Annotated in this window: 16 protein-coding genes; 10 read left to right on the forward strand and 6 right to left on the reverse strand. The window is 59.1% G+C overall.

Translation table 11 applies throughout. The features are described from left to right. The first annotated feature begins 68 nt into the window (after positions 1 to 68). Positions 69 to 569 carry an NUDIX domain-containing protein gene (locus FHT86_RS26690; protein WP_133710181.1) on the forward strand — a complete coding sequence of 167 codons (501 nt, stop codon included), beginning with the start codon at positions 69 to 71 and terminating at the stop codon, positions 567 to 569. Positions 570 to 622: 53 nt separating this feature from the next. Here the strand turns inward: FHT86_RS26690 and FHT86_RS26695 are convergent, their stop codons facing one another. Beyond that, positions 623 to 1,123 carry a histidine kinase gene (locus FHT86_RS26695; protein WP_133710180.1) on the reverse strand — a complete coding sequence of 167 codons (501 nt, stop codon included), beginning with the start codon at positions 1,121 to 1,123 and terminating at the stop codon, positions 623 to 625. 361 nt (positions 1,124 to 1,484) lie between these two features. Here FHT86_RS26695 and FHT86_RS26700 point away from each other — a divergent pair, with 361 nt between their 5' ends. Further along, positions 1,485 to 2,369 (forward strand): AraC family transcriptional regulator, encoded by an 885-nt coding sequence (locus FHT86_RS26700; protein WP_133710179.1) that lies wholly within the window; start codon positions 1,485 to 1,487, stop codon positions 2,367 to 2,369. A 173-nt stretch (positions 2,370 to 2,542) separates the two neighbouring features. Continuing rightward, positions 2,543 to 4,729 (forward strand): TonB-dependent siderophore receptor, encoded by a 2,187-nt coding sequence (locus FHT86_RS26705; RefSeq protein ID WP_133710178.1) that lies wholly within the window; start codon positions 2,543 to 2,545, stop codon positions 4,727 to 4,729. Positions 4,730 to 4,857: 128 nt separating this feature from the next. On the opposite strand, the gene FHT86_RS26710 is transcribed toward FHT86_RS26705, so the two are convergent. From FHT86_RS26710 to FHT86_RS26720, 3 genes are all read right to left on the reverse strand, one after another. Then, positions 4,858 to 5,628 carry an alpha/beta fold hydrolase gene (locus FHT86_RS26710; protein WP_133710177.1) on the reverse strand — a complete coding sequence of 257 codons (771 nt, stop codon included), beginning with the start codon at positions 5,626 to 5,628 and terminating at the stop codon, positions 4,858 to 4,860. A 367-nt stretch (positions 5,629 to 5,995) separates the two neighbouring features. Then, positions 5,996 to 7,783 (reverse strand): adenylate/guanylate cyclase domain-containing protein, encoded by a 1,788-nt coding sequence (locus FHT86_RS26715; RefSeq protein WP_133710176.1) that lies wholly within the window; start codon positions 7,781 to 7,783, stop codon positions 5,996 to 5,998. A 134-nt stretch (positions 7,784 to 7,917) separates the two neighbouring features. Then, complete coding sequence (locus tag FHT86_RS26720; RefSeq protein ID WP_133710175.1) at positions 7,918 to 8,187, reverse strand: antibiotic biosynthesis monooxygenase; 270 nt, start codon at positions 8,185 to 8,187, stop codon at positions 7,918 to 7,920. Positions 8,188 to 8,854: 667 nt separating this feature from the next. On the opposite strand from FHT86_RS26720, the gene FHT86_RS26725 reads away from it, so the two are divergent. From FHT86_RS26725 to FHT86_RS26750, 6 genes are all read left to right on the forward strand, one after another. Beyond that, positions 8,855 to 9,457 (forward strand): ANTAR domain-containing response regulator, encoded by a 603-nt coding sequence (locus FHT86_RS26725; protein WP_133710174.1) that lies wholly within the window; start codon positions 8,855 to 8,857, stop codon positions 9,455 to 9,457. Beyond that, positions 9,454 to 10,680, forward strand: coding sequence for a CmpA/NrtA family ABC transporter substrate-binding protein (locus tag FHT86_RS26730; protein ID WP_133710173.1), 1,227 nt, complete (start codon positions 9,454 to 9,456; stop codon positions 10,678 to 10,680). The genes FHT86_RS26725 and FHT86_RS26730 overlap by 4 nt, the downstream gene beginning before the upstream one ends. Before the next feature lie 320 nt (positions 10,681 to 11,000). After that, positions 11,001 to 12,272 carry an MFS transporter gene (locus tag FHT86_RS26735; protein ID WP_133710172.1) on the forward strand — a complete coding sequence of 424 codons (1,272 nt, stop codon included), beginning with the start codon at positions 11,001 to 11,003 and terminating at the stop codon, positions 12,270 to 12,272. Between the two features lie 18 nt (positions 12,273 to 12,290). Further along, the gene (gene nirB / locus FHT86_RS26740) at positions 12,291 to 14,741 is read left to right on the forward strand and encodes a nitrite reductase large subunit NirB (RefSeq protein ID WP_133710171.1); all 2,451 of its coding nucleotides are present in this window, start codon (positions 12,291 to 12,293) and stop codon (positions 14,739 to 14,741) included. Between the two features lie 10 nt (positions 14,742 to 14,751). Further along, complete coding sequence (nirD, locus tag FHT86_RS26745; protein ID WP_166656946.1) at positions 14,752 to 15,081, forward strand: nitrite reductase small subunit NirD; 330 nt, start codon at positions 14,752 to 14,754, stop codon at positions 15,079 to 15,081. Positions 15,082 to 15,127: 46 nt separating this feature from the next. Next, a complete protein-coding gene (locus tag FHT86_RS26750; protein ID WP_133710170.1) occupies positions 15,128 to 17,785 on the forward strand; it encodes a nitrate reductase in 2,658 nt (885 codons plus the stop codon). 65 nt (positions 17,786 to 17,850) lie between these two features. Here the strand turns inward: FHT86_RS26750 and FHT86_RS26755 are convergent, their stop codons facing one another. Together FHT86_RS26755 and FHT86_RS26760 are read right to left on the reverse strand one after the other, a co-directional pair. Next, the gene (locus tag FHT86_RS26755) at positions 17,851 to 19,263 is read right to left on the reverse strand and encodes a DUF1254 domain-containing protein (RefSeq protein ID WP_133710169.1); all 1,413 of its coding nucleotides are present in this window, start codon (positions 19,261 to 19,263) and stop codon (positions 17,851 to 17,853) included. 204 nt (positions 19,264 to 19,467) lie between these two features. Then, complete coding sequence (locus tag FHT86_RS26760; RefSeq protein WP_246779705.1) at positions 19,468 to 20,232, reverse strand: hypothetical protein; 765 nt, start codon at positions 20,230 to 20,232, stop codon at positions 19,468 to 19,470. 1,254 nt (positions 20,233 to 21,486) lie between these two features. Between FHT86_RS26760 and FHT86_RS26765 the strand changes: the two genes are divergently transcribed. Beyond that, entirely contained in the window at positions 21,487 to 21,684 is a 198-nt protein-coding gene (locus FHT86_RS26765; protein ID WP_133710168.1) for a hypothetical protein, read from the forward strand. Positions 21,685 to 21,722 lie beyond the last annotated feature (38 nt).

Below are 21,722 nucleotides of genomic sequence, written 5' to 3' on the forward strand. Positions count from 1 at the left end.
TGGCACGGCTTGCCCGGCCGCGCGTTGGCAAAGGTGGGGTATGGCTTCATTCGCAGGAGCGATCGTCGATGAAGAAGAGCGCCGGCATCCTGATGTATAAAAGGACGCAAAGCGATATCCTGGTGTTGCTCGTTCATCCCGGTGGTCCCTTTTGGCGCAAACGGGATGAAGGCGCATGGTCCATTCCCAAGGGAGAATATCCGGAGGATGAACCAGCCGAGGCCGCCGCTCGACGCGAATTCGCCGAGGAAATGGGCCATGTCCCGGAAGGCAGCTTGCAGCCGCTGGGAGAACTGCGTCAGAAGGGCGGAAAACATGTGACCGCCTTCGCTCTCGAAGGAGAATTCGACACGTCCGCGCTGCGCAGCAACCTATTCGAAATCGAATGGCCACCCCGAAGCGGACGTCTCCAGTCGTTTCCCGAGGTTGATCGCGCCGAATGGTTTACCCTTTCCGATGCTCGCGGGAAGATCATTGCCGGCCAACTTCCCTTCCTGGAGCGTCTGGGAACGCTTGACCGTCCAACGGTACCGATCACCGACACCACACAGACGGAAGGACCGCGATAAAGCAAAGGCATCAGCATGTGCGGTTCCCTTTGCCATCCTTTGCCTCTGAAGACTCAGTCGTTGATTGGCTTAAGAGAGTTCATAATCTTCTGCACCGCTTCGTCATGCTTGTCCTGAGTTTCCTTTGACCCCCAGTAGGTGACGACCAGAAGCTTGTCCTCGGACGGCTGCAGCAGGCCGAGTTCGACATCGACCGGGCCGTCCTTGTCTTTGCCATCCCATTCGAGATGCGCCATCTTCATGCCGTTAAGCACGGAATCCGGATATTCATGCTTGGACTTGTCGTCGATTTCGACGCCGTTTTTCAAAAGAAAATCGATGACGTCGTCGAGGGTCTTGTCAATCGTCTTGTCGCTGGCGATATCGATGGAGAAGTAGATTGCGGAGTCCGGCGAGGTTGCATCGACGCCTGTTTCCGTTTCCTTAGGCCCCCAACTATGCGGAATTGAAACCTCGGCAATCGGTTCCTCGCTCGGAAACTGCAGGGTCTCAGCGTGAGCAAGAAGCGGGAAAGTTGCCGCGAATGCCGCAGCGATGAGAAGCGCTTTTTTCATTTTAGGTCCTATCAACGTCGATTGAATGCTGTTTTGTCAGCCGCAGGCGTGGGACTCACGCTCCTCTTGCAGAAATATCGACAACCCATTGCGAAGACTAGGCAAAGGCGGCTTGCTGCGAGGCTCAAAATTGGGGTGTTCTCAAAAAGCGAATGCGTCGCCACCTTTGAGAGTTGCGTTGCGTTTGTGTGTCCTGGTGTCTCGACGGCCTCCGCCGTCCAAACCGATCGTCCACCATGCGAAAGAGGTGATGCGCTTGACGCGAACCTTCCTCAATCGACGCATTGCCACGAAAGTTTCGCTGATATAATAACTTGACTTTATTACGAAGGATTATTGCAGGCGGAGTTTGAAGCTGAGGATGACGTTTCAGCCAAGGATGCAAAACAGGATCGGCGGTTTCTCGGTCATTGGTGGCGTTCATCGACGCCGGTGGAACGGCATCGTTGCCGACGTCTGGAATGTCAATTGCGCGGCCCGTGCCGGCGGCTACTACATCGCCGACGATCCCAGGCTCTTCATCCTGCTTGATCAGCGCGGCTCCGGTACGAGCAGCGTCAGGCTCTCGCCGCGTGTTCAAAGCCGGCAGCAGGATTATGACCATGAAAGGATTTCCTACATTCCAGCGGGAATGGAGCTATGGGCCGATCTTGCAGGCATCGATTTCGTGCGTCATCTCGATATCCATTTCAACGCCGAAATCATCGGCCGACGGCTGATGGAGGATCTCGATCCGGCCCGCCTCGACAATCCACGCCTGCATTTCTCCGATCCGCGGGTGATGTCGCTTGCCGAGCTGATCGCGGCCGAATGTGAGAATCCCGAGCCTCTGCATGATCTTTACGGCGACGGCCTCACACTTTCGCTGCTGATCAATGTGCTGCAGCCTCGCGGATCGCAGCCGCGTCGGCGCAGCGAGCTCGCCTCCTGGCAATTGCGCCGGGCCGTCGACTACATCGAGGAAAATTGCCTCCGAAACATCCGCCTGGAAGAGCTGGCGTCACTGACCGGCCTGTCGCAATCGCATTTCAGCCACGCCTTCAAGGCGTCGACCGGCCTGCCGCCGCACCAGTGGCAGACCAAAGCCCGGTTGGAACGGGCCAAGCAATTGCTGCTGAAAGGCAACACGCCGCTCACCAATATCGCCGTCGAAACCGGCTTTGCCGATCAGGCGCATTTCACCCGCGTCTTCCGCAAGAATGTCGGCATCACCCCGGCAAGCTGGAAACGAAGCCAGATTGCCTAAAAGCCACACCCTGCGGGCAATTGCCGGCACTGTGGAGAATTGCCCAAAAACGTTCAATTTCCCGAATTCGCGACAAGCCGTCCCGTTAAATATGAGTTAATTGCTCATCTTATTGTGAAGGAGTGCCCACCTGGGTTGAGCTGGGTGTCGCAAATTTGGGGCTGACGACGGAAATGCAGGGTTTGACTGAAGACGTATCGATGAAACGGGTATTGGCGGTGGGCGCTGCCGTTGCAGCAATGGTGCTGGCCTCACAGGCCACGGCGCAGGAGAGCCCAACGGAACTGAAACCGCTGGTCATCCAATCCGGGCAGGATAACAGCGAAGCGAGCGGCACGGCCCCGGTCAAAGGTTATGTCGCCAAGAAGACGACGACCGGTTCCAAAACCGACATGCCGATCACCGAGGTGCCGCAATCGGTCTCCGTCATCGGCCGGCAGGAAATGAACGATCGCGGCGTCACCAACAAGGTCGACGAAGCGCTGCGCTATACACCCGGTGTCACCACGCAGCCCTTCGGCAATGACGGCGATACTGATTGGTTCTATATCCGTGGCTTCGACGCGACGCAGACCGGCGTTTTCCTGAACGGGCTGACGCTCTACAGCTATGGTTTCGGCGGCTTCCAGATCGATCCCTTCATGCTCGAGCGGGTCGAGGTGCTGAAGGGCCCCTCCTCGGTGCTCTATGGCGGCGCCAATCCCGGCGGTCTTGTCAACATGGTGCGCAAGGAGCCGACCGACGATCCCTATTATGACACCGAGATCGGCATCAACAATCTCGGCAACGCCTTCCTGGGCTTCGATTTTTCCGACAAGCTCTCGGCTGACGGCGTCTATCGCTACCGGCTGACCGGCAAAGTCGCCGGTGGCGATACCTACAGCGACAATACGCATGATCTGCGTGGCTTCGTCATGCCGCAGGTCACCATCTCCCCTGACGACTCCACCAAGCTCACTGTGTACGGCATGGTCAGCGGCCTGGATGAGGTCCATACCGGCAACGGCTTCTTTCCCTATGTCGGCACGGTGGTCGACGCGCCCTTCGGCAAGATCGACCGCAAGGCCTTCTATGGCGAGCCGGACATTGATAACCTGAAATATGCCCAGCAGATGCTTGGCTACGAGTTCTCGCATGAACTCGACGGCGGTTGGACCGTGTCGCAGAATGCGCGCTACGGCCATCTCTACAAGCGAGAGGAAGGGCCTTACCTAAACGGCTATGTGGACGGCAATCCGCTCGATCCGTCCTATGACGATCCGAACTATATGCTCAACCGCATCGGCTTCTTCGAACGATCGAAGGTGGATACCTTCTCAGTCGACACCCGAGCACAGAACGAATTCGACACCGGCGCCATCAGCCATAATTTCATGATCGGCTCGGACTACTCGATCTACCGGCTCGACCAGATCCAGGCTTGCTGCGGCTCCAATCCGATCAGCGCCACCGATCCGGTCTATGGCACGCCGCAGGGTGCCAATTTCGTTTACCTCAACCAGTCGCTGACGCAGCAGCAGCTCGGCATCTATACGCAGGACCAGATGCGTTTCGGCGGCGGATGGCTGTTGACGCTCAACGGCCGTTACGACTTTGTCGATATCGATTCCGATGCGAAGGTCGGCACCACCTACAGCACCAATGAAAAGGCGGCGAGCGGCCGGGCGGGCCTCGCCTACGAGTTCTCCAACGGCATCACGCCCTATGTCAGCGCCGGTACCTTCTTCAATCCCCTGATCGGTACCAGCGTCAGCGGCGGCGGCCTGACGCCCGAGAAGGGCGAGCAATATGAAGCCGGCGTCAAATACGAGCCCGATTTCATCGACGGCCTGATCACGGCATCGATCTTCCAGATCGACCGCAAGAACATGGCGCTGACCGACCCCGTCACCTTCCTGCAGCGCCAGATCGGCGAAGTGCGCTCACGCGGCGTCGAATTCGAAGGCAAGGTCAATCTTAACGACAATTGGAAACTGCTCGGCTCCTACTCCTACACCGATCTCGAAATCACCAAGGATCTCGACCAGACCGTTGTCGGCAATTCGCCCTACCTCGTGCCGAACTCCACCGCTGCACTCTGGCTCGACTATGCCTTCACCAGCGATACGCTTGACGGTCTCAGCATCGGCGCCGGCGTGCGTTATCAGGGCAAGTCCTGGGCAGACGAGGCCAACACCCTGCGGGTGCCTTCTGCGACGCTCTTCGATGCCGGCATCCGCTACGAGAAAAAAGGCTGGGGCGCTTCGCTCAACGTCGCCAACCTCTTCGACAAGGACTATGTCGCGGGCTGCGCGGGCGAAAATGTCTGCGGTTATGGCGAGGCGCGGACCATTACCTTCAAGCTCAGCAAGAAGTGGTAACACCAGGATACAATTACACTTTTATTCTGGAGTAACAGAGAAAAGAGGATTGCCGATTGGCAATCCTCTCCCAGTGTAAACATTCGCATATCGGCTACATTTATGAGCAGGTATGCGATGGGTTCTTCTTAGTTCGAGACGGCCTTTGCGGCTTCTTCGATGAGTTTTGCAACGTCGTTCGGTTTCGACAAAAATACGGCGTGGCTTGCTTTCGCCTCATAGATCTTGCTTCCGGCACGCTTTGCCATGCTGCGCTCGAGGTCAGGATTGATCGACCGGTCTTCTGTGGCGACGAGTGCGAAGCTCGGCTTCTTTTTCCAGGCCGGCTCACCCGCTTCGGTACCAAATGCCTTCTGCGAGGCAAACACCTGGGATCTGCCGATGAAGTCCGCCTCCGCCTGCGGCAGGTCAGCGGCAAACATCTCATGCACCGCCTCTGGGTCCATATAAAGGAAACCGTCCGGCGTTGCCTTGACGCCGTTCTTCCTCATGTGCTCGACAGGCTTGCTCTCAACAAGCTTTGCCAGGCTTTCACCCTTGTCAGGCTGGAATGCTGCAACGTAGACCAGTGCCGCGACATTGTCGGCATTACCGGCATCGCTGATGACCATGCCGCCATAGCTATGGCCGACAAGCACGCTTGGACCATTTTGCAGGTCGAGGACCCGCTTCGTCGCAGCGACATCGTCGGCCAGCGATATCAGCGGCTCCTGCACGATCGCAACCTTGTACCCGTCCTTCGTCAGAATATCGGATACGGTTCGCCAGCCGGACCCATCGGCAAACGCGCCGTGAACGATGACGATATTCTTCACCTCGGCAGCAGAGGCGATGGACAACGGCCCCGCCGTCGTTACCGCGAGAGCCACAGCCGCCCGGAACAGAATGTGTTTGATCACAGAGAAATCCTTTCGCAAGATAGTTTGCGTGATATTGATTATGATGCAAACTATCTACTGCCACTCTCTGCGTGTCCAGGTGCCCCGGACAAGCATAGACGACAAATTTGTCCGCCAATGTGTACGGTGGGCTTCTTCGTACATTGGCTTACAAATTTGCGGTATTAGGTAGCGAATGCCCCAACCGCCGTTTCATGCAACGGGTGGCTAGCCGCAACCATGCGCCACATCTGGACATTCGGGAGCAGGAAGTCCTGGGCTAAGGTGCATCGGATCCGAACACCAATCCGTCGCAGATTAGGGAAGAGCGGCTTGGTGTCCGGGATCCACAGTCCAGCTTGTCAGCGGACGCTCCACCGCCGCCAAGCTATTCGGGCAACCCCAGTATGCGCGCGCCTTCTGCAAACCTGTCGGCCACTGCCCGCACCATCCCCAGTTCGAAGAACACATGGAGCCGAAATCCCGGTTCCAGTTCGAGCAACCGTTGCACGACTGGCCGTGCTTCCACCTGGCGGCCAGCGAGCGCCAACGAAGCGGCCTGAAAGAAATAAAGCGTACTGAACCGTGGATTTGCCTGAGCGGCCCTCGCGCAATGCGATACCGCCTCGTCGTATCGCTTCTGCTGGATGGCCGCTGTTCCGAGCGCCAAATGTGCTGCAAAGGCCATCGGATCGAATGGGCTGAGCCTTAGCGCGCGTTCGGCATTGGAGGTCGCCTTGGCGTCTTGACCGGCGAAGGCGTAGATGACGGAGCCGAAGTAGAGTGCGGTAGCGCAGGAGGAATTTAGCGACAGGGCGCGCTCGGCGGCGTTCAACGCCGCTTCTTGATCCTTGCCCAGCATAAGGATCGCAAAAGCGGCGATGGCCAATGCCGTCGCGTCGTCGGTGCCGCTCGCAATCACGGAGCGCGCGTGCCCGATCCCGGCGACCTTGTCGGCCTCGCTGAAGCCGCCCCGCGTGAAGAAAATCTCGTGGCACCAGGCAAGACGCGCATGGGCGGCGGCGTAGTTTGGGTCCAGGCCTAGCGCATCCTCCAAAAACCCGGCAGCGATCTTGGCGTCGGCGGGCATGACGGTTGCCATGTGTGGGACGGCGCGCAGATAGAGGTCATAGGCGTCAAGGTTTTCAGGGCGCTTTTGCCGAGCGCGTTCGATCTCCGATCGCTGCAGGCTCGGCTCGACGACGCCGACTACCTTGTCGGTGATCTGGTCCTGCAGGTCGAAAACATCCTCCAGCGCGCCATCGTATCTGTCGGCCCACAGATGCGCCCCGGACTCGGCTTCGATGAGCTGGGCGGTGATGCGCAATCGATTACCCGCCTTACGGACACCCCCCTCTAACACATAGCGCACGCCCAGCTCTCGCCCAACCTGCCTGACATCCACCGCCTTCCCTTTGTAGACGAAGCTTGAATTGCGCGCGATGACGAACAACCATTTGATCCGCGACAGCCCGGTGATGATGTCCTCGACCATGCCGTCGGCGAAGTACTCCTGCTCGGGGTCGCCACTCATGTTCTGGAACGGCAAGACCGCAATCGAAGGCCTGTCAGGTACCGCGAGCGACATCGAGGGCTTTTCCGGCTCGGTGGGATCCCTTGGTTCCGCGGACTTCGACTGCGCCTGGGCGGTCACACCGACTTGCAGCGAATAGACCCGGATCGGCTCCGCGATGTTTTTCAGTTGCACTGCGCCGCGATCGTTGATCGCGAGATCGAGTCTTGCCTTGACCTGCCAATACGCCTGCTCGGAGAGGCAGATACGACCCGGCTCGCAAATCCCTTCTAGGCGCGCGGCGATATTGACGCCATCGCCCATCAGATCGCCGTCGCTCTCCTCGACAACATCACCCAGATGAATACCGACGCGGAACTCGATGCGACGCTCGGCCGGTACGCCGGCATTACGTTCGAGCATGGCATTTTGAACTTCGATCGCGCATCGTACCGCATCGACGACACTGCGAAACTCGATTAGGCTTCCATCGCCGGTGCGTTTGACCACACGACCGTTGTGCACGGCGATGGTCGGATCGATGAGATCGCTGCGCAGCGCCCGCAAGCGCGCCAGAATGCGATCCTCATCCGCGCCGGCGAGCCGGCTGTAGCCGACCACATCCGAGACCAGGATCGCTGCTATTTTCCGGGTCTCAGTCATACCGTCCTCCTTCTATCATGGTGCGACGGCTCGAAAATTTGCGATCGGAGTGTGCCAACGTAAGTCCTCGGAGAAGGCGTACTCAAGCTCGCAACAAGCGTGACCCCTGCGCCGTCTCCTTCGCTCCCGCGAGGTTACACTTTGTGGGTGAACCACACTGTTGGTGTGCCGACTACTCCCCCATTCTGCATCGCCTTTCTCAACTCTTCCATCTTGGTGAAGGCCTGAGCGGCTTCCAGCGTGGCGAATTCGTGTGTCACGGTGACGTCGTTGGGATTGTCGGCGGCTTGATAAACTGCCTCCGCCGTAACACCGTTAGCTTTTTGGACCGGCGCAAACGCATCATAAACCTTCCGCCAAGTCTTGTAGTCGGAAACCGGATGCCTCACAAACACCGTCGTCATGTCATCCTCCCTTGTCGCGTTTCCAATTGTCGTTCTAGCGTTAGTCGTTGCTTAGATCTGAGTTCTTGCCATCAATAGCGGCACCCGATGCCAAATGACGGGCAAGTCCGGCTTGGCAGCAACTCAGACGAAACGGCCTTTGGCCGCTCGCGTCTCATCGGCATCAGCCGGACGTGGGCGGGGAGCTTTGGGTCGAATGCCGGCGCTTGAACTTGTCTGTTGGTGGCTCTCCTCCAAGCCACAGAGGACTATATCACGGAAGCCACATGCCAGCGCGGTGAATTGCGTTTCGCGAGCCATAAGTCGTCCAGTCCAAGAACCGTCCAGTTGCAATGGCAAATAAGCCGTGAGTATGTTGGAGGGGCTTCACGATCATGGGCGGGGGCCAAACTCGGCCGCGCGGCTTCACAGGTTAGCCGGGGAACGGATTACTTCAGCCGCACCGCCATCGCGAACTATGGTCCCAAGGCAGCGGCCATTGACGGTTCACGGGCTCCACCAGCTGTGCTGCAGGTGAAATAAGCTCTTGGGAGGGTCCCCTGCCCGTATCACTGCCGCAACAGCCAGCGTCGTCCCTTGCGATTGTGGCAAACCGATCGTAAGGAAGCACACGGCGGCTCTGGCGGTTGAACGTTGCTGGGAGCTGGGCCTGAGGCTAAATGCGACGATGAAATCTCATACCCTTGCCGTGCTGGTCATAGACGAGAACCGTATTCGCGCGTCGATCATCGAGGCCGGATTGCGCGAGGCCGGCTATGAGAACGTCACGATCGTCCATGATATCAACGGCATCGCCCGCAGGATCAGCGAAATCAATCCGGATGTGATCGTCATCGATCTGGAAAATCCCAATCGCGACATGCTCGAAAACATGTTTCAGCTCTCGCGAGCCGTAAAACGGCCGATCGCGATGTTCGTTGACCGCTCGGACGAAGCCTCGATCGAAGCGGCCGTCGATGCCGGCGTTTCGGCCTATATCGTCGACGGGTTGAAACAGGAACGTGTGCGGCCGATCCTGAAGATGGCCATCAGCCGCTTCAACGCATTCGCGCGCCTCAATCGCGAACTGGAAGAGACCCGGGGCGAACTCGAAAACCGCAAGGTGATCGACCGTGCCAAAGGCTTGCTGATGAGGTCGCGGGGCATTTCCGAAGAAGAGGCCTATGCGCTGATGCGCAGGACGGCCATGAACCAGAACCGCAAGATCATAGACATCGCGCAAAGTCTGGTAACCGCGATCGGCCTGCTCGATCCAGGAGAAAATGCATGACGCAGAAACACGAGATCGTCGCCGGGTTCCTGCCCCTTCTCGACAGTGCGTTACTCGTCATCGCCAAGGAAAAGGGTTTCGCCGAGGCCGAGGCGATCGATCTCCAGCTCGTGCGGGAGGTCTCCTGGGCCAATATTCGCGACCGGCTTGCGGTCAGCCGTTACAACGTGGCGCATATGCTCGCCCCGATGCCGATCGCCTGCAATCTCGGGCTGACCCCGCTTGCACCGAAGATGATCGTGCCGATGGCGCTTGGTCTCGGTGGAAACGCGGTGACGGTATCGTCAGCGCTTTGGGCTGAAATGACTGCTGCCGGCGCGACAGATGACCTCGATGCCGGCCGCAACGGCAAAGCCCTTCATAGGGTCGTCCTCAGCCGCGCGGATCGCCCGCTCCGTTTCGCGGTCGTCCATCCCCATTCCGGGCACAATTACGAGCTGCGTTATTGGCTCGCGGCTTGCGGCACAAATCCCGATCGCGACATCGAAATCATCATCCTGCCGCCACCGGAAATGGCCGATGCGCTCGGTGCCGGGAGGATCGACGGATATTGTGTCGGCGAGCCGTGGAATACGGCTGGTGTCCTAAGCGGCAAGGGCCATATGGCAACGGTCAAAGCCGCGATCTGGAAATCCAGCCCGGAAAAAGTGCTGGGCGCCAATGCCGGCTGGGCGGACGATCACCCCGACGCGATGGCCGCCCTTCTGCGGGCCTTATACCGCTCGGCTGTCTGGTGCTCCGATCCGGAGAACAGGGAAAGCCTGGCGTCGATACTCGCCAAGCCGGCCTATATCGGCCGCCCCATCGATTGGTTGCTGCCGGCCCTTTCCGGCGATCTACAGGTCGGGGGCGGTCAGGTCACCAGCGTCAAAGACTTCTTCGTTCCCCGCGCCAAGGCGGCAACCTTTCCATGGAAAAGCCACGCGCTGTGGTTCTATACGCAGATGGTGCGCTGGGGCCAGGTCGCTCACGACGAAGCTAACGAGACCATTGCCCGCAACACCTATAGACCGGACATATACCGATCGGCGTTGCAGCCGCTTGGCGTCCCCCTGCCCGGCGCCAGTGCCAAGGTCGAAGGCGCGCTTCGCGTCGAAACGCCGGTCGGTTCCACCGGCGCCAGCCTGACGCTCGGTCCCGATGGCTTCTTCGATGGCGGCCTGTTTGATCCGGACAAGATCGATGCCTATATCGAAGCGCAGAGGACAGCCGAGGCTGGCTGAGCGCCCTGCACGATTAATGTGCACCGCAGCAATGGCCGCCCAAGATTTGACCATTCTGTCGTTGAACCAATAACCGTCTCCGTTTTCCCCATTTGATATTGCAGGGCTTTCCAGACAAATTCGATTTGGCATGCAACTTGCGTTGCTGTTGTTGAGGCCGATAAGGCTCATCGATTGGCGTCCAACGTGGGGCGTCTCAGGCAAAGCTGCTGATCAGGATTGACGAACACGCTTTCAGCGTGTGCGAACCCTGGCCGGCAGCTTTTTTGTTTTAATTCGAACCGAGGAAAGGCGCGACGTTGTTCGCGCACGGAGAAGCTATGCCCGCTTTTGACCAAACGCCGCCATCGCCCGCTGACGCGCCGCAGCGCGCACTGTGGATCTCCACGACCGCCTTCACCATCTGTTTTGCCGTCTGGACAATCTTCGCGATCATCGGCATTCGCATCAAACAGGATCTTGGCCTGAACGAGGCCGAATTCGGCTTGCTGGTCGGCACCCCGGTCCTGACCGGTTCGCTCGTCCGCATCGTCCTCGGCATCTGGACAGGCCGCTATGGCGGCCGGCTCGTCTACACGCTGACCATGCTGGCCGCCGCATTGGCGACCTTCCTGCTCTCCTATGCCCACACCTATGCGCAGATGTTGATCGCCGGCCTCGGCGTCGGCCTTGCCGGCGGCTCCTTCGCTGTCGGCGTTGCCTACGTCTCGCCCTTCTTCCCGCCGGAGAAGCAGGGAACGGCGCTTGGCATCTTCGGCGCCGGCAATGTCGGCGCCGCCGTGACCAAGTTCGCAGCCCCCTTCGTCCTCATTGCATGGGGCTGGCAGGCTGTCGCGGAGATCTGGGCACTGGTGCTTGCAGCCATGGCGATCGTCTTCTGGTTCACCACGACGGATGATCCGGCCTTCCGCGCTCGTCGTAACAGCGGCGGCACATCCAAGAGCCTGCTGCAGGAATTCGCGCCGTTGAAGAACGTGCAGGTCTGGCGCTTTTCCCTCTATTACTTCTTCGCGTTCGGCGGCTTCGTCGCCCTGTCACTGTGGCTGCCTCGCTATCTGGTCGGCGTCTACGGCTTCAACCTCGAGACTGCCGGCATGATCGCCGCTGCCTATTCCATTCCTGGCAGCATCTTTCGTGCCTTCGGCGGGGTGATTTCCGACAAGAAGGGAGCACGAAGCGTCATGTACACAATGCTGGCGGTGTCGGCACTCGCCACCTTGATCCTCTCGCTGCCGGCCGCCACCGCAACAGCTCCGGCCTTCGGCATTACTCCGGCAATCTTCATCGTCGTCATCTTCGTCCTCGGCTTCTTCATGAGCCTCGGCAAGGCAGCCGTCTACAAGCACATTCCGGCTTATTATCCCGGTGCCGTCGGCGCTGTCGGCGGCATCGTCGGCATGATGGGTGGCCTTGGAGGCTTCATCCTGCCGATCGCCTTCGGGCTGCTCAAGGATATGACCGGTCTCTGGTCGAGCTGCTTCATGTTGCTCTTCGCGATTGTCGCGATCTCGCTGGTATGGATGCACCTCTCCATCCGGCAACTGCAGCGGAACAACGCATCGAACGCAAGCGCCAGCGTTTTTGCCCAATAATTTGGATCGGAGCCCCTCATGACCCAGAAACTTGTCATCATCGGCAACGGCATGGCGCCCGGCCGCATGCTGGAACACCTCCTCGAAAAGGCGCCCGATCGTTATGAAGTGACGATCTTCAACGCCGAGCCGCGCGTCAATTACGACCGCATCATGCTGTCGCCGGTGCTTTCCGGCGAAAAGGACTATGAGCAGATCATCATCCATGGCGATGGCTGGTACATCAAACACGGCATCACGCTTTACAAGGGCCACAAGATTGTTGCGATCGACCGTGCCGCGAAGACGGTGACGTCGGATCATGGTGTGATCGAGAGCTACGACAAGCTGGTGATTGCCACCGGTTCGGTGCCCTTCATCATCCCGGTTCCGGGCAAGGAGCTGCGGGGGGTCATTACCTATCGCGACCTCGATGACGTGCAGGCGATGTTGCTTGCTGCCCAGTCGCGTGAAAAGGCAATCGTCATCGGCGGCGGCCTGCTCGGTCTCGAAGCGGCCGCGGGGCTTGCCGCCCGCGGCATGGACGTGACGGTTCTCCACGTCATGCCGACGCTGATGGAGCGCCAGCTCGATCCCGCCGCCGGCTACCTGCTGCAGAAGGCCGTCGAGGAACGCGGCATCAAGGTCATCACCAAGGCCAATACCAAGGCGATTATCGGCAACGGCAAGGTCGAGGGGATCGAACTCGATGATGGCCGCGTCATTCCCGCCACGCTGGTGGTCATGGCGGTCGGTATCCGCCCGAATGTCGGACTGGCGAAGGAGGCGGGCCTGGCCGTCAACCGCGGCATCGTCGTCGACGATGGCATGAGCACATCCGATGGCGACATCATGGCTCTTGGCGAATGCGCCGAAGTCGGAGGCATGGTCTACGGCCTGGTGGCGCCGCTCTATGAGATGGCGCGTGTCGCCGCGTCGCACCTTTCTGGCGAGACCACAGCCGGCTTCGTGCATTCCGATACGCCGACCAAGCTCAAGGTCACCGGCATCGATCTCTTTTCTCTCGGAGACTTCGCCGATGGTGACGATCGCGAGGAAATCGTCCTGCGTGACGCGGCAGCCGGCGTCTACAAACGCGTGGTACTCAAGAACAATCGTATCATCGGTACTGTGCTCTATGGTGAAACGGCAGATGGCGCCTGGTTCAACGACCTGAAGAAGAAGGCGACCGATATTTCGGAGATGCGCGAGACGCTGATCTTCGGCCAGGCCTATCAGGGAGGGTCACCGCTGGACCCTATGGCGGCCGTTGCAGCCTTGCCGGATGATGCGGAAATCTGTGGCTGCAACGGCGTCTGCAAGGGCAAAATCACGTCAACAATTACCGCCAAGGGTCTGACATCCCTGGATGATGTGCGCGCCCACACCAAGGCGTCCGCCTCCTGCGGCTCCTGTACAGGCTTGGTCGAACAACTGATGACGATCACGCTTGGCGACAGCTACAATCCCAAGGCTGTGCAGCCTATGTGTGCCTGCACCGAACTCGGCCATGACGACGTGCGCCGCCTGATCAAGGCCAAGGGGTTGAAGACCATTCCCGCCGTCATGCAGGAGCTGGAATGGAAAACCTCGTGCGGCTGCGCGAAATGCCGGCCGGCCCTGAATTACTACCTCGTGTGCGATTGGCCGGACGAATATGCCGACGACTATCAGTCGCGCTTCATAAATGAACGCGTTCACGCCAATATCCAGAAGGACGGCACCTATTCCGTCGTGCCGCGCATGTGGGGCGGCGTCACCAATTCGAACGAGCTGCGCGCTATCGCCGATGTCGTCGACAAATTCGAAATTCCGATGGTGAAGGTGACCGGCGGCCAGCGCATTGATCTGCTCGGCATCCAGAAGGAAGACCTGCCTGCCGTCTGGGCCGATCTCGGCAAGGCCGGTTTCATTTCCGGACAGGCCTACGCCAAGGGCCTGCGCACGGTAAAGACTTGCGTCGGTTCCGACTGGTGCCGTTTCGGCACGCAGGATTCCACCGGTCTCGGCATCCGCATCGAGAAATTCATGTGGGGCTCGTGGACACCGGCAAAGCTCAAGATGGCCGTGTCGGGGTGTCCGAGAAACTGCGCCGAGGCGACCTGCAAGGACATCGGCGTCATCTGCGTGGATAGCGGCTTCGAGATCCATTTCGCTGGTGCCGCTGGCCTTGATATCAAGGGCACGGAAGTTCTCGGCCTCGTCAAGACCGAGGACGAGGCGCTGGAGCATATCGTCGCGCTGACGCAGATGTACCGGGAACAGGGCCGTTATCTCGAGCGCATCTACAAATGGGCGAAGCGCATTGGCCTTAACGAGATCCGTCGCCAGATCATGGAAGATGCCGAAAGGCGCAGGGCTTATTACGACCGCTTCGTCTTCAGCCAGAAATTCGCCCAGGTCGACCCCTGGTCGGAGCGCGTCTCCGGCAAGGACAAGCATGAATTCCGGCCAATGGCGACGGTCGGGTTCCATCAGGCCGCCGAGTGAGGAGATTGACATGAACTGGATAGAAATCGGCGACATCTCGGACATCCCGCTGCGCGGCGCGCGCTGCGTGAAGACCCCGCAGGGCAAGATCGCGGTCTTCCGCACCGCCGAAAACGAAGTCTTCGCCATCGAGGACCATTGCCCGCACAAAGGCGGGCCGCTGTCGCAGGGGATCGTGCACGGCGCGGCCGTCACCTGCCCGCTGCACAATTGGGTCATCTCGCTCGAGACCGGCAAGGCGCTTGGGGCGGATGAAGGTTCGGTTCGGACCATACCGGTGCGCAACGAGGATGGATTGCTATCGATCGCTCTTGATAGCCTGATGATGGCGGCGGAATAGATGGTTTTGCGCCTGGCGACATCTTCAACCCGTGGAGGCCATCTCCATGGCCGCTGAAACCAAGACGACCTGTCCCTATTGCGGCGTCGGCTGCGGCGTCATTGCCAGCACAGATGACCACGGCAAAGTGTCCGTCAAAGGCGATTCCGATCATCCCTCCAATTACGGGCGCCTCTGTTCCAAGGGTTCGGCGCTCGCTGAGACGGTCGATCTTGACGGCCGTCTTCTCTATCCGGAAATCGGCGGTCAACGCGCAGGCTGGGACGATGCTCTTGATCTGATGGCGAGGCGTTTTTCCGAAACCATCGCCGCCCATGGTCCGGATTCGGTCGCTTTCTACGTCTCCGGCCAGCTTTTGACCGAAGACTATTACGTCGCCAACAAGCTGATGAAAGGCTTTATCGGTTCGGCCAACATCGACACCAATTCGCGGCTCTGCATGTCGTCCTCGGTTGCCGGCCACCGGCGTGCCTTCGGTTCGGACACCGTGCCCGGCACCTATGAGGATATCGAGCTCGCCGATCTGGTGATCCTGACCGGATCCAATCTTGCCTGGTGCCATCCGGTTCTCTACCAGCGCCTTGCTGCCGCCAAGGTGGCACGACCCGGCATGAAGGTCGTCGTCATCGACCCACGCCGGACGATGACCTCCGATATCGCCGACCTGCATCTGGCGATCCGCCCGGACGGCGATGTCGCGCTGTTCATGGGTCTGCTTGCGCGCCTTGCCCAGAGTTCTGCCATCGACCAGAATTTCATCGCGAACCATACCGAGGGCTTTTCCGAAGCCTTCGCCGAAGCCTCGGCGCTGAGTTTCGGTGATCTGCTCGACAAGACCGGCCTGCCGGCGATGCAACTGCGCGAATTCTTCCGTCTGTTCGAAACGACGGAAAAGGTGGTGACCTGCTATAGCCAGGGCGTCAACCAATCGTCATCCGGCACCGACAAGGTCAACGCCATCATCAATTGCCACCTCGCGACCGGCCGCATCGGCCGTCCCGGCATGGGGCCATTCTCGTTGACCGGCCAGCCGAACGCCATGGGCGGACGCGAAGTCGGCGGACTCGCCAACATGCTTGCCGCTCACATGGCGATCGAAAACGCCGATGATCGCGATCGTGTACGACGCTTCTGGCGGTCCCCGACGATTGCCGAACGGCCCGGGCTAAAGGCCGTCGACATGTTTCGCGCCGTTGCCGACGGCCGCGTCAAAGCCTTGTGGATCATGGCGACCAATCCGGTGGTTTCGATGCCGGATGCCGATGCAGTCGAAGCGGCAATCAAGGCCTGTCCTTTTGTCGTCATTTCCGATGTCTTGCGGCAGACGGATACGACACGGCACGCGGATGTGTTGCTGCCCTCGCTAGGCTGGGGAGAAAAGGATGGCACGGTCACCAATTCCGAACGTCGGATTTCCCGGCAGCGCCGGTTTCTCCCCTCTCCCGGCGAGGCAAAGCCCGATTGGTGGCAAATGACCGAAGTGGGTCGACGCATGGGATTTGTCGACGCTTTCTCGTTCCCCTCGACGGCCGATATCTTTGCCGAGCATGCCGCCCTCTCCAGCTTTGAAAATGACGGCAGCCGGGATTTCGATATCGGCGCTTACCAACAAATCGCGGCTGACGATTACGACGCACTTTCGCCGTTCCAATGGCCGCAGTCTGTGGGATCAGCACCGCAGGCGACGCGCTTCTTCGCCGACGGTCGGTTCTTTCACGCCGATCACAAAGCCCGTTTCGTGGCCGTCAAAGCGCAGGCGTCCGACCGCACGAATGCGGAATTCCCGTTCACGCTCAATACCGGTCGCATTCGCGATCAATGGCATACGATGACCCGCACCGGCAAAAGCGCTCGGCTGTCAGCACATATCGCCGAGCCCTTCGCCGAGATCCATCCCCGCGATGCGATCGAGATCGGCGTCAGCGACGCCGGTTTGATCGAAATCGAAAGCCCGCATGGCAAGGTGATCGTCCGGGCACTGGTGACAGAGCGGCAGGCGCGTAGCAGCCTGTTCGTGCCGATGCATTGGAACGATCACTTCGCCGCAAAGGCACGCATCGACGCCGTCGTTGCACCATTGACCGATCCAGTCTCCGGCCAGCCGGCTTCGAAAAATGTCGCTGTTGCAGCACGCCCCTTCAGGGCATCGCGCTATGGCTTTGCCGTTTCGATGGCGAAGCCGCAACGGCTGGAAGCTGCCTATTGGGCGCTCGCCAAAGCCGATGGCGGATGGCGAATGGAGTTGGCCTTCAACGAGACCACAGAAGACTGGGCGGATTGGTGTCGCGCCACTTTCGATATTCCACCGGACGTCGAACCGCTCGGCTATGCCGATCAAACCTCCGGCGATCTGCGTCTTGCTTTTTTCGATGGAGACAGGCTGCTTGCCGCTTTGTTTCTAGCCCGTCAGCCGGTGGCCGTCGCCCGCAACTGGGCAATCGCGCAACTGTCTGCATCGCATAGCAACATGCGCAAACGCTTCGCCCTTGTCGCCGGGCGACCGGGTGCCGACACCCCGGATCCCGGAGCGACGGTCTGCTCGTGTTTCGGTGTCGGTATCAACCAGATCGTCGGCGCCGTTCGCAATGGCTGCCACAGCGTCGAAGCGGTCGGCAAAATGCTGAACGCCGGGACCAATTGCGGCTCCTGTCGCGCCGAAATCCGTGGGATCATCGATGGATGCCTTGCGACTGCGGCTGAATAGACGCTTGCTGGCCTGGCAACGGCACCACAGAGCGTGCGGCGGGCCTGGTGATCTGCTTCTAGCCGCTACGACTTCGTCAGCGGCGGCTGCTTCCACGTTCCGTCAAGCGCTGCTTTCTTCGGCCAATAGAGGCGCATGGCCATAACGAAGGGTCCCTTCGGCGCGGGTAGCCAGTTCGGCTCCTTGTCCTTACCGGGAGATTCGTTCTGAATATAGAGCGTCAGACCGCCATCGGCGTCCTTCACCAATTGCGGCAGCATCGGCGAGTTGATGAGGTAACGGTTGATTGGATTAGCAACGAGCAGGCTCTGCGGCAGCTTATACATGGTCAATGACCAGAAGGCGTTCACAGGTGGTAGCTGGCCAGCCGCGATGCGCATCGTGTATTGGTGGGCTCCGTCCAGCTTCTGCCCGTCGGAATCGATGGCATAGACCGGATACATCGCCTCCTGCTTCGAATTGCCCCCGATGCCGAGCTTGGCACCCGCCATGCGATAGAGGTAATTGTTCTTCAGGAAAGCGCGCGTGCCGAACAGATCACCCGAGGTCACTTTCCCGGTGTCGATCTTGTCTTTTTCCAGATGAGCGAGGTCAACCCAGGCGTCGGCCATTCCCTGATCGATGGCGGTTTTCATTTTCGGCGAGAGCTTGCTTACATCGAAAGTCTTGCCCGCCCCAACTCCGATCTTGGCAAAACGCGCCATGAGTTTGGTTTCGGAAGGGTCGGTTGGGCAATATTGCAGGATGAAGTTCAGGATGTTGAAGAACTCCGGCGACTTCGTCTCTTCCTCTGGCGAAAGCGGCTTGATGAAGTCAACGGCAGGTGCGGCTTTTGGCGCGGGCTTGCCGAGGAATTTCGACAGCGGCTCTGCCTTGTATCCGGCCTGGACTTTCTTGACGTTGTCGAGGTCCTCCGGATTGAAGAGCTGTGTGCGATAGGCTGCCCATATAAAATCGGTTTCCGAGCGGATCACTTTTTTCACGCCCTTGGGTGTCTTGCCTTTCCAGCCAGGTCCGGCCACGAGAAAGCTGCCGCCATCATTGCCGGTCGTGCGGCTGCCGATATAAGCAAAGTTGAAAGTGTAGGCGTCGATGAATTGGACGCTGAAGTAACGATCCTTCTCAATTGGCGGCACGGTGAGCACCATGGGCTCGGTGCGCAGGTCAAGGCCGAGCCACGAGTATGGCGTGTCCGAGTTGGGCGTTTGAATCGCCGTGTCCGCAGGCGTATAAACGCGCGGCGTGTTGATGATCTGGTTCCAGGGTCCCTTGTATTCGGGATTTTTGGTGTCGACGAAATAGGCGTACTGGATGCGGTAGCTGTCCACCATCGGGAAGCCGTAGATGTAAGCTTCCTTGGCGATCTTTCGGGCCTCATCCGGCGTCGCGTCTTGGGCGTCGGCGCTTTTAAAGCCAAACCCGGCGAGAGCGACGGTCAATGCCGATCCCTTCGCGAATTCGCGTCTGGTTATGGTCATCGTGTTTCTCCCCCGTTTGCATGGAGCGGCGTCAATCCGGACGGCCGCTCGGTGTGCCCCGTCATCGGATGCTGCTTGCCTGCATCATTCAGTGCCTCTTGCTGAGGCTGGTCGAGCAACAGAGGCGTATGTTCGGCGGGAAGAGGCTACTCCCCTGTCGCGCCAGTACGCGCGCTGACCCCGGGGCCTAGGGTCAATGTTTCCCTAGAAGTGGATCGCGACCCCCAGGATTGGCCCCTGCTGGACAACGTTGAAGACGAAACTGTCGTGGCTATAGTCGACCCCCAAGGCGCGATAGCCCGCAATCGCCGAAATCCTGTCGTTGAATTTGTATCCAAGGCCTGCGGCGACATCCCAGTCGATGTCCGCTCCGCCACCGCCAACAAGACCCCAGCCGGTCAGATAGATGTGCGGCGTGAAGAAATAGTTGCCCCTGACCCCGGCAACCGCATCCACCCATGTGGCGCTGTCGTCGCCCTCAACGCCACCGAGAAGGCCGCCGTTGAAAGAAATATTGGTGTCGACCGACCACACCTTGATGCCGCCAACCAGGTCGAGATGCCCGTTCGGTTCGTCGATGACCGCATAGCCGGCGCCCAAAAGGCCGGCGAATGTCTTCGACGTAACTTCGATGTTATTCGCCACGATGCCTCTAGGCGTGTGGGCGTCTTCGGAAAGTTTCACATAAATGATGTCTCCGAAGATGCTGTAACGATCATACCGCGCCTCGCCGGTCGCCATGAACGCGAAATCCAGATCCGAAAAAATATCACTGAAGCTCTCGTCGACGTGCACTTCAGGCAGACCGAATTGCGCAATATCGCCCTTCATTCCAGCGGCCCAGAAATACGGCGCGAATGTGAAGGTCCACCCGCTTTGGGTGGCGACGGGCTTGGATTCCGAATTGAGAAGCGGCGTCAGATCGGCAGCGTGCAGCGACCCGCTGACCGTGATTGCGCTCATAAACATCAACAGATAGCCGAGGCATAATTTCATCGTCATGTCCCCTCCAGGATTGATCATGGCTTGAGGCAATTCGCTTTCTGCCTCGAGCCCTCCATGCAAGTGTCTGAAGTGGCCATCCTTGGGAGGAACTGCTTGCCGTCGAAAAGGCGTCGATCCCCTTGCTGCGCCGCAGCCTCCTCAATGCATGGCCGAACACCCGGTGACGATTCACCCAGTGTTGTAGCGAAGCATGAGCGCAGGCGCCGAAAACTGTAAGTACGTTACAGTAACAAACCCCGAAAATGACCGGATATACGGGCTTTGCTCAGGGCAATTGGCTGCCTTTGGGCCAAAGTTTTGCGCAGGAGACCCTAAAGCGGCGATCTCTGGCTAGGCGTTTGCAAGACATCGGAATCCGGCTCGATATGCTGGCTTCTAGCTGCAAGTTCTCCCACGCCCCGACCCGTATACTCTTCGGCATAGGGATAGTTCGGTTAGAGGAGCCCAAAAACTATTCTAACGTACTTTGAGAAAACCATGAATAATCAGAGGGGCGTATGTCGCCGCTTTGCTGCGACGGGGCGCTCACAAATGCGCCGACGTGCACACTGGGAAGAATTCGGGGCCGACATCGGCGGGAGGAAAGCGGCGGCGTTGACTGTAAGCAACCAATCGAAGGGCGGTCAGCTTTTTGGATCTGCCACGTGGCCAGCTCGGCACAGTTGCCGTGAGAGCTTCAGGCGGCCGTGGCTTGCTCGTCGTAGGCACAATGGATCGCTTGACCGACTAGCCTATTTAATGAACCAGTTTCGCAATGTGCGGCTCCGGTGATACAGGGGCTTCGTGCCGCGCCGAAATCAACCCGGTGATAACCGCGACGACTGCAACCACTATGTAAATAATGGTCCCTTTGGGCTTTCGATCCGATATGCAATGCCTTGTCGACTCCAGCGAGCGCGAATGTTCAGACATTTTGATCCTTTGGTGTTGAAGGACGCTTACTTAGTGGATCAGCGGCGCCTAATGAACACCTAGATTCGCGTGCCTCCTTTGCAAAGAGCGAATAGCGCTCGTCCCTATGGCGGGCCGGACTAGCGCGGTCCATTGCAATGAGCCACCGGGCACCTGGATGTGGCCCTTGCCGATCTTCATGAAGGTCAGGATGCCAAGAATATGGTATAGCCATGAGGCGGGGAGCGTCCTATCGCATCGACGTGGTCATCTACTTGGGCCAAGACGACGCTACATAAAAGACGCCAAATAGGGATGGATGGACCTATGGAGACGAAACTACCCCTCTGGCTACGCCTAATCATCACCATAATTGCCATGCTTGCCGCGAGCTATCTCGTTGGCCTCCTCTGGCAATGGGCCTTTCGGTTTCCGATCCCGAGCTATATCGCCGGCATTATCGGAGGTGTTGCGGCGTTGCCAATTTGGGAGTTCGTCAAGCGCATACGCCCGTCGGGGAGCTAGGCCATGTTGACAACTGGCCAGCACTCATCAAACAGATC

The organism is Rhizobium sp. BK313 (genome assembly GCF_014193655.1).
In the GTDB taxonomy this organism is placed as follows: domain Bacteria; phylum Pseudomonadota; class Alphaproteobacteria; order Rhizobiales; family Rhizobiaceae; genus Rhizobium.